The sequence below is a fragment of the Paenibacillus elgii NBRC 100335 genome (genome assembly GCF_004000865.1).
GTDB classification, from domain to species: Bacteria; Bacillota; Bacilli; order Paenibacillales; family NBRC-103111; genus Paenibacillus_G; species Paenibacillus_G elgii.
In genome coordinates, this window is sequence record NZ_BIMB01000099.1 from 1 (window position 1) to 8,193 (window position 8,193).

At 41.1% G+C, this 8,193-nt stretch carries 4 protein-coding genes; all 4 read left to right on the forward strand.

Features of this window, described 5'->3' with window-relative positions:
* Positions 1-326: 326 nt before the first annotated feature.
* Positions 327-2,483: a carbohydrate binding domain-containing protein gene (locus PEL01S_RS33725; protein WP_127463290.1), complete on the forward strand. Its 2,157-nt coding sequence runs from the start codon at positions 327-329 to the stop codon at positions 2,481-2,483.
* Positions 2,484-2,889: 406 nt separating this feature from the next.
* Entirely contained in the window at positions 2,890-3,204 is a 315-nt protein-coding gene (locus tag PEL01S_RS33730; RefSeq protein ID WP_127463291.1) for a hypothetical protein, read from the forward strand.
* A 27-nt stretch (positions 3,205-3,231) separates the two neighbouring features.
* On the forward strand, positions 3,232-5,199 hold the full coding sequence (locus tag PEL01S_RS33735) for a fibronectin type III domain-containing protein (RefSeq protein WP_443093774.1): 1,968 nt from the start codon (positions 3,232-3,234) through the stop codon (positions 5,197-5,199).
* 108 nt (positions 5,200-5,307) lie between these two features.
* Positions 5,308-8,193: RHS repeat domain-containing protein (locus tag PEL01S_RS33740; RefSeq protein ID WP_164824372.1), on the forward strand; the 2,886-nt coding region annotated here is incomplete at its 3' end.

The following is an 8,193-nucleotide window of genomic DNA, read 5'->3' on the forward strand; positions in this document are numbered from 1 at the left end:
GTCTTCCTCTGATATTCAAGAAAATATGTATAGGAACTTTAGTGGTAAAGAAAAAGGGTTAGTAAAGTTCTTTAGACCTTGTTTAGAGAAATCTTAAAGGGTTCAAAGGCATTGCGCATAAGAAGCTTTGATTCGTCGAATGAACCTATAAATATATGGCTCGTTAGCACATGGAATTCCCCCGGAGTTGACTTTACTGCTCAATCCCGGGGTTTGTTTTTTTATTAGGGTTTTAAATTGTGTGGCGCTAAGACTTGCTACTTTGGGACCACGCTTTGAAGCTCATCCAGCATTATCATTAGGGGCTTATAGGAGATGACGTAGAAATGTCTTTATCTAGAAGAAATTTGGTTAGAGCAGCATTCTTTGTCGTATTTGTTATATCTTTAATTAATTTTCCATTATATACTCAAGCAGAAACGAGTAGCTGTGCACCACTTTCAGAAGTTTCCTCCATACAGTTAAAAGATAAAGAATCAAGCTACAGTTATGATGCTGACAATCAATTAAAAGCAGTGGTGAACCATAAAAATGGAACCTTGAACTGGACAAAAAACATATTTGATTCGAATGGAAATCTTATTAAAAAAGTGTATAAATCCGCCCAGGGAAACTATTTAGCTAACCCCAGCTTTGAAAAAGGGATTGAAGATTGGGTCATAAATAACGGAAATGATGGCGCATCAGCAATAGATACGGCTTCGGCAATTAATGGGAAACAATCTTTGAAAGTAACTCGCGCTAGTGCCGGCGATCAGTTTCAATATGAAGGGCACAATTTCGGGACTTACATCGGGGGAAGGACATTTACTCTCTCAGCATTTGTGAAAACTTGGGGGATAACGGGAAAAGGCGTCCATTTGAGACTGTATTGGCAAGACGCATCAGGGGCCTGGATATGGAGTAATATAGAGTATTCCCCTGTTGTAGATGGGACAAAGGACTGGACCAAACTAACCGTTACTGGAACCGCACCCGTTGGTGCCCAAAGTGTAGTTGGATTAGTCTCGCCAGGAGATATCAATGGACAAGGGACTTATTGGATAGACGCAGTAGCCATAACAGAAACACTGAAAACAGCAAGTCATTTAGCTAACCCGAGTTTTGAAGAAGGATTGGCAGACTGGTCCATAAATAACGGAATCGATGGTACAGCTGTAGTAGATACAACAACAGTATTTAATGGGAAGCGATCCTTAAAAGTAACTCGTGCCAGTGTCGGCGACCAGTTTCAATTTGAAGGACATGATTATAATACATATATTGGAGGTCGAACGTTTACAATATCTGCTTATATTAAAACCTTAGGAATAACGGGACAAGGTGTACATTTAAGGACGTACTGGCAAGATGCGGCCGGGTCCTGTATATGGGAAAATATAGGGCATTCCTCTTCGATAGATGGGACAAAGGATTGGACCAAACTTACCGCTACTTCAACTGCACCCGCTGCTGCCCAAAGAATGGTTGTACTTGTGTCTCCCGGTGATACGAACGGACAAGGAACATATTGGATTGATTCGGTGGAAGTAGCAGAAACACAAAAGGGAAGCAATTATTTAACCAATCCGAGCTTTGAAACAGGGGTTTCCGGCTGGTCCATAAATAACGGAAAAGATGGCGCATCTGCGATAGATACGGCTTCAGCAATTAATGGGAGACAATCCTTAAAAGTAACTCGCGCCAGTGCAGGTGATCAGTTTCAATATGCAGGGTACAACTCCGGCACTTACATGGGGGGAAGGACTTTTACAGCATCTGCATATATAAAAACCTCCGGAATAACGGGACAAGGTGTACATTTGCGGATGTATTGGCAGGATGTGTCTGGGTTGTGGATATGGAACAATGTAGAGTACTCCCCTTTTGTAGATGGGACAAGGGATTGGACGAAGTTAACGGTGACCGGTATCGCTCCACCTAATGCCCAGAGCGTTGTTGCACTAGTCTCTCCTGGCGATATGAATGGACAAGGAACGTACTGGATTGACTCGGTTGAGATTACGGAGTTGCAACCATCCAATTATTTAATGAATTCTGGTTTTGAAGCAGGAATACAAGACTGGTCTATAAATAACGGAACTGATGGCAAATCTTTTATAGATTCGACTGCAGTATTTGAGGGGAAACAATCATTACAAGTAATACGTTCCAGTTCAGGTGACCAGTTCCAGTATGAAAGCTGTAACTTCGGCACCTTTATTGGAGGTAAGACTCTTGTTGCAACTGCCTATGTGAAAACATCAGGCATAACGGGAAAAGGCATCCATTTGAGGATGTATTGGCAAGACGAAACAGGAGCTTGGATATGGAATAATATTGCTTATTCCCCTTCCGTTGAAGGAACAAAAGATTGGACCAAACTAGCCGTGTCAGGAATTGCGCCAGCTGCCGCTCAAAGAGCGATTGTATTAATCTCTCCAGGAGATATCAATGGACAAGGGACTTACTGGATTGATTTCATATCGTTAAGTGAGAGCTAAATAAAATCCTTAATGGATAAATTATATAGAATTTAGTTTATTAAACTATTGTAAATTACAAATTTCGACAATACTAGACAATTAGCGCATGTATAATGATTGATATTCTTTGAAAACTTTGGAGAGAGGGTCTGAGACACTGATTTAAATGCTTTTTAACAAATGATTTAGAAATAAGAAGCGAAATGGAGACAGTAACTGATGCTAAAAGTGAAAGTTTCATTATTACTATTTGTATCTATGCTTCTATTATCAATTTCTACTGTATTTGCAGATCCCGTTGGAAATTTCAATAGTAGTGAAAGGAGCCGGCTTAACGCGGCCAATGAAGTATATGATAAAGATGCGAATAGCTTTGATCCAACCAATGCACACGATCGTACAACAAGCATCGGAAACAAGGGATATGACACCTTACAAAGAGGATGTGTCCATTGTCAAAGAGCTTACGGACAAGAGGACAAAAAACTCCAAATACTTCTTAAATAGTGATAATACAGTTACTGTATACAGTGCAGCTTATTCATTACATTACAAGGAAGGAACAGGCTGGAAGGATATTGATACGAAGATTAAGTCTAAAGGCATAGGCTTGGCTTATACGGAAGAGATGAATGAAAACAGATTTAAAGTAAGATTTGGAACGAATGAGAGTCCTTCGACGACAATAGAGATGGCTGGTAAAGCCATTATTTATAAGCCGCTGCAAATTAATCAATGACATCAAAAAACGGTCGAAGAAAACACCATAAAATACTCCAACTTATGGAGTAGCACGGACTTGCAGTATCAAATTAGAAATGATGACTTGAAAATGGAACTTCACCTTAACGATCAAAGTGCTCCTAAATCATTTCAATTTCTAACCAAAACCTCGGGGTTGGAAATACAGTCTTTAAAGGATGGAAGCATTAACTTTGTGAATCAAAGCGGAAAGGTTGTATTTTACATCCCTCCTATGTGGGTTCGGGATTCTTCCAACTCAGAACTTCGTTATGATCGAATTTCTGTGGATGTTTCACCTAAAGGAGAAGAGTCAATCATTACTTTGACACTGAATGATCAAGGTTTGAAGTATCCAATTGTCATAGATCCAACAACAGTATCAGGTCATACATTTGACGAAGGTGGATTTCCAAATAAACTCTATGTGGATACACCAGATATTAATACAAAAAGTATACTGAACATTCGATTTTCGAATTGGATTTATGAAAGCATAGAAGACAATATCTCCGTTAATTTTCCCATGGAGGTATATTTGACCAAGAAAGAATACGGGAAGCAAAATAATTTTTCGCGAAGATCGCCGGCTCCTGGAGATGATGGGAATGAAGTGGTCCATATGGGAAAAACAAGCTTGTTTAATGATGGAAATATGCTGGAGGTAAGCGGGAATGAAATAAGAAGTAAATTTGGTTCAAACGCTATCGTGTACGGAGGAGCATTTTATAAGGATTTTTATCCTTATCCCTACCCAATGGAAGCTAATATCATGATTACCTACAACGCGGCTGAAGCTCCAACAGGCTTAAAATATACCAGTACATTAACGAGTATTGACTTAAGTTGGACATCTCCGGCGAATAGCAATGAAGTACAACACTACGAAGTTTACCAAGACTCAAAACGAATAGGGACGACAACTAAAAACTCTTATACAATAACGGGGCTGCCTGAAAATAAGGGATATACGTTCTTTGTTAAAGCAGTCAATAAAAATGGGGACATCTCTGATTCGAGTGAGTTTTTATATGCCAGAACTCAACAAACTCCAGATACGACACCTCCGACAGTTCCGTTTGGCATAAACATCTTGGATTTTACGCATGACAGTATTGAACTTACATGGGGTGCGTCGACGGATGATCGCGGGCTGGCAGGTTACCAGGTTTATGTCAATGATAAAGTATTTAGTTCGCCAACGAATCATTATAAAATCACGGGGCTTAAGGATACCACGACGTACAATATTTTTATACGAGCAATTGATTTTGCCGGAAACTTATCCGAACCTGGCATTGTAAGAACGGTTGTTATTCCGGATATGACACGCCCCACTCCTCCAACAAACCTGGTTTTGAAAGAGAATTTGGGGAAAAGTGTAAGTTTGGAATGGGGCGCGTCGACTGACAATGTGGGCGTAGTCGAATATGAAGTATTCGCAGGGACAAACAAAATTGGTTCCAGCACGAACACCAGTTTTACTACACCTAGGTATCTGGATGAAGCGATACAGTATCAGTTTACGGTTAGAGCCAAAGATGCTGCTGGGAATGTATCGGAGCCAAGCAATGCTTTAATTGTTACTACTCTTGATGTAACACGGCCAACCCCGCCTACCGGTTTGCATATAACGGAAACAACGGAAACAACGGTTAGCCTTAGCTGGAACCCCTCAACAGACAATATAGGGGTTGTTGAATATGATATATACGATGGGGCCAATTTGATCGCTTCAAGTAAGACCAATAACTATGTAGTAACTAATTTAAGGAAAATCACGAGGTATCAATTCAATGTTAGGGCAAAAGATGCTGCCGGTAATGTTTCTGAAGCAAGCAATTTTGTAATTATGGTTACGAAGTTACCCTCCGGAATGATAGATTATCACTACAATGCCGCCGGTAAGTTAGAGTATATGGAGTTTAAGAATGGAGAGAGAATATGGTTTGATTATGATGCAAATGGGAATTTGTTAAGGAGCAGATTTTAACAGAACGGACAGGAGTACAAACAAATACAATGTAGAATTCGATCAACTGGAAGATCACTGCGGGTGGGAATAAAGCAGGGCACCAGAAACCAAATTAAGGAGCTAACGATGAAAAAAACACTAAGCTTTGTACTGCTATTCACCCTACTGGCTCAAATGCTCATTCCGATGGCGCAATCCTATGCCAATGTGGGGGATGTAAAAACTTCAGCTCCCGTGGAGAATCAATCCAAAGAGGTATTAACGATTGAATGGCTAAGCCGAAAATACAATGTACCTGAAAGCAGTCTATTAAATGAATTAAACAAAGGATATTCCATGCAGGATATCCATTCCGCTTTGCAGACAAGGACAGAACCGAACCAATCTCTTGAAGAGATACTAAAAAAAATAAATCCGGATGTTGATGCGCGTTTTCAGAAAATGGACTTTGCACCGAAGCGGCCGGAGCAGGAAAAAGCCACTATGCCTCAGGTTCCACTGCTTGATGTGATGGCAGCTACATATGGCAATATACCCTCAGTCTCTAATGTATCAACGATTACCTACGGCAAATTTCCCTCATCGGTTTTCGAGAGTACTTATTCCAATTCAAGGCAGAAAAGGTCTCTTTTCATTTCCGATAGTCTTGATTCGTATTCCAAGACTTATGACCAACTGGCCATGTCACGTCAAGATCTAAAAATGAATACCGCTCCTTTCTCCGTTTCTTCTTTTCATGAAAATGTATCTCTGGTAAGCGGTTCTCTTCAGGTGCAAGCGACGGATCTGGTTCTGCCTGGAAGAAATGGACTTTCATTTGCATTGACCAGAAAATACGATAGTGCGGATTCCATTTACTACGACAAGGACGTCTATTCAGGAAACCCGTACACAGCGAGATATTACCCTGCTCTCAATGTCAGGCTTTATCATAAATATACAGGAATGCCGGTTCAGTACGCGAATGCTTCGCAGTTTTTTTTCGACCCTCACTATTACAAATCCATCTTGGAATATTTGGGCGATATGAGGGCCTGGTTTTTCCCCTCTATCTATCCGGAAACCTGGGAACTTGACAACCGTGTGAGGGAACAGCATGAGAAAGAATGGCCCTACGTGAATCCTGATGATCCCAATAGTTCTCCGTATATGGCTAATTATGATGTGACTCTTAAAGGGGTTCCTTTTATTGCCAAAGCCTATACAACGGGTTATGTTCTCAGTGATCCCATGTATCAACCCAGTTTTTCTTCTCAGCCTAGGTATGTTAATAAGACAAAAGAAAAAGCGTACGAAAACCGCTTTGCCATTGGAAAAGGGTGGAGCTGGGATATTCCGTATATAGAGTATACAAACAATAAGATGATCGCTCATCTCTTCGGAGGAGCTTCTTACGAGATTGAGAACAGTCAGTTGAAGGGATATCCATGGAAAGATATTACGTTCGCTTATGATGATTCCGTTACGGTGAACAACTTAAAATCAACCATTGTGCTCAAATATTTAAATGGTCAAAAACATTACTTTTCCTATGACAGGCTCATTCAAATATCCGATGCTTACAACAATACCATTCAATTTGAATATCAGTATAACTCTTATGGGGCAGTGTTATCGAAAGTACGGGATGCCCTGGGCAATGAAATAAATATTACGTACTCCGGCACGGAGGTGACCCTCACTTTGGGGGATCAGACCGTGAAATACGAAAAGCAGAAAGATCCGAAAGGGAATAAAGAATTACTGTCTGCCGTAACGGATGCTGAGAATCGAAAAACGCAGTATAGCTATGAAATTGCCCTAGCGCCGTTCGATTTGGTGAATGATAGCCGTAAAAAAGAGAATTATGCCGCTTTGCTGAAACAAGTGCAGCATCCAACCAAGGCCCGCACGCAATATGAGTACATTTCATCGGACCGCAAGCTCGGACCTATAGCCAAAGAAACGGTCTATCGTGTTAAATCAAGAGAAGATATTGCAACCTATACCGATGGAAGCGAAGAAAAATACAATTATGTAAGTTATGACTACCATAATGAAGACGGTGCTGAAGTTCAGCAAAGAACGTACTGGTTCTCGACAACCATCAATGACGGAAGAAAAGAGACCACGTATAACTATAAGAAAGAATACATCGACGATAAGACGCCCGAAGTCATTTATAATACCGTAATCAAGCAAGTGAGCGGTGCAAAGCAGTTTGAAGATGTTATGGAATATAATGAAGCAAAGCGGTGGCCGTCTCCGATAAAAGTAACATCCAAGATCAAGGTTGGAGAAGCTGAAGGACCTGCAAAAGTAGTCACGAAGTCGTATGATGATTACGGTAATGTGCTTACCGAGACGAATCCGGACAATGCGACGATAACGTACACCTATCATCCGACGACACACTGGCTTGAATCGGTGACACAGCCGGTCAATGCTTACTTGTCTCGCTATACCCACTATGTGCGGGATGATCAGAAGGGCAGTGTGTTACAGGTAACCGACAAAGACAACAATGCGAATGGCGCATTGAGGGCACAAGTCAACGTTGGTTATGACGCTTTTGGGAATGCAACAACGGTGACGCTCAAAGACGATGCTCGAAATATAGTCATAAATAAGGAATATGGCCCGGCGTACAATCAAGGGTTCGTAACAAAGCTATGGTCTACAGTAACGGATGTGGATGGAGCCGGTTCGACAATTGAGCAAAAGGCGGAGTACAACAAGACAACAGGTAAAATTACAAGATATATCGATGGCAAAAATCACGCTACATCGTACTTGTATGACAAGCTTGGACGAGTAAAAGAAGCCACTTTCCAAGACGGAAGCAAAGTGACGATGTCGTATGATGATGCGAATAACAAGATCACCTCTGTAGATCAAACCGGTGTCACTTCATTTGTACAATGGAATGCCCTTGGGATGAAAACATCGGAAGGGACCGTGGGGAGCGGAACAATTTCTTATGGATACGATCCTTACGGTCGTCTGTCTTGGAGTCGGGATGCGTTATCCAAC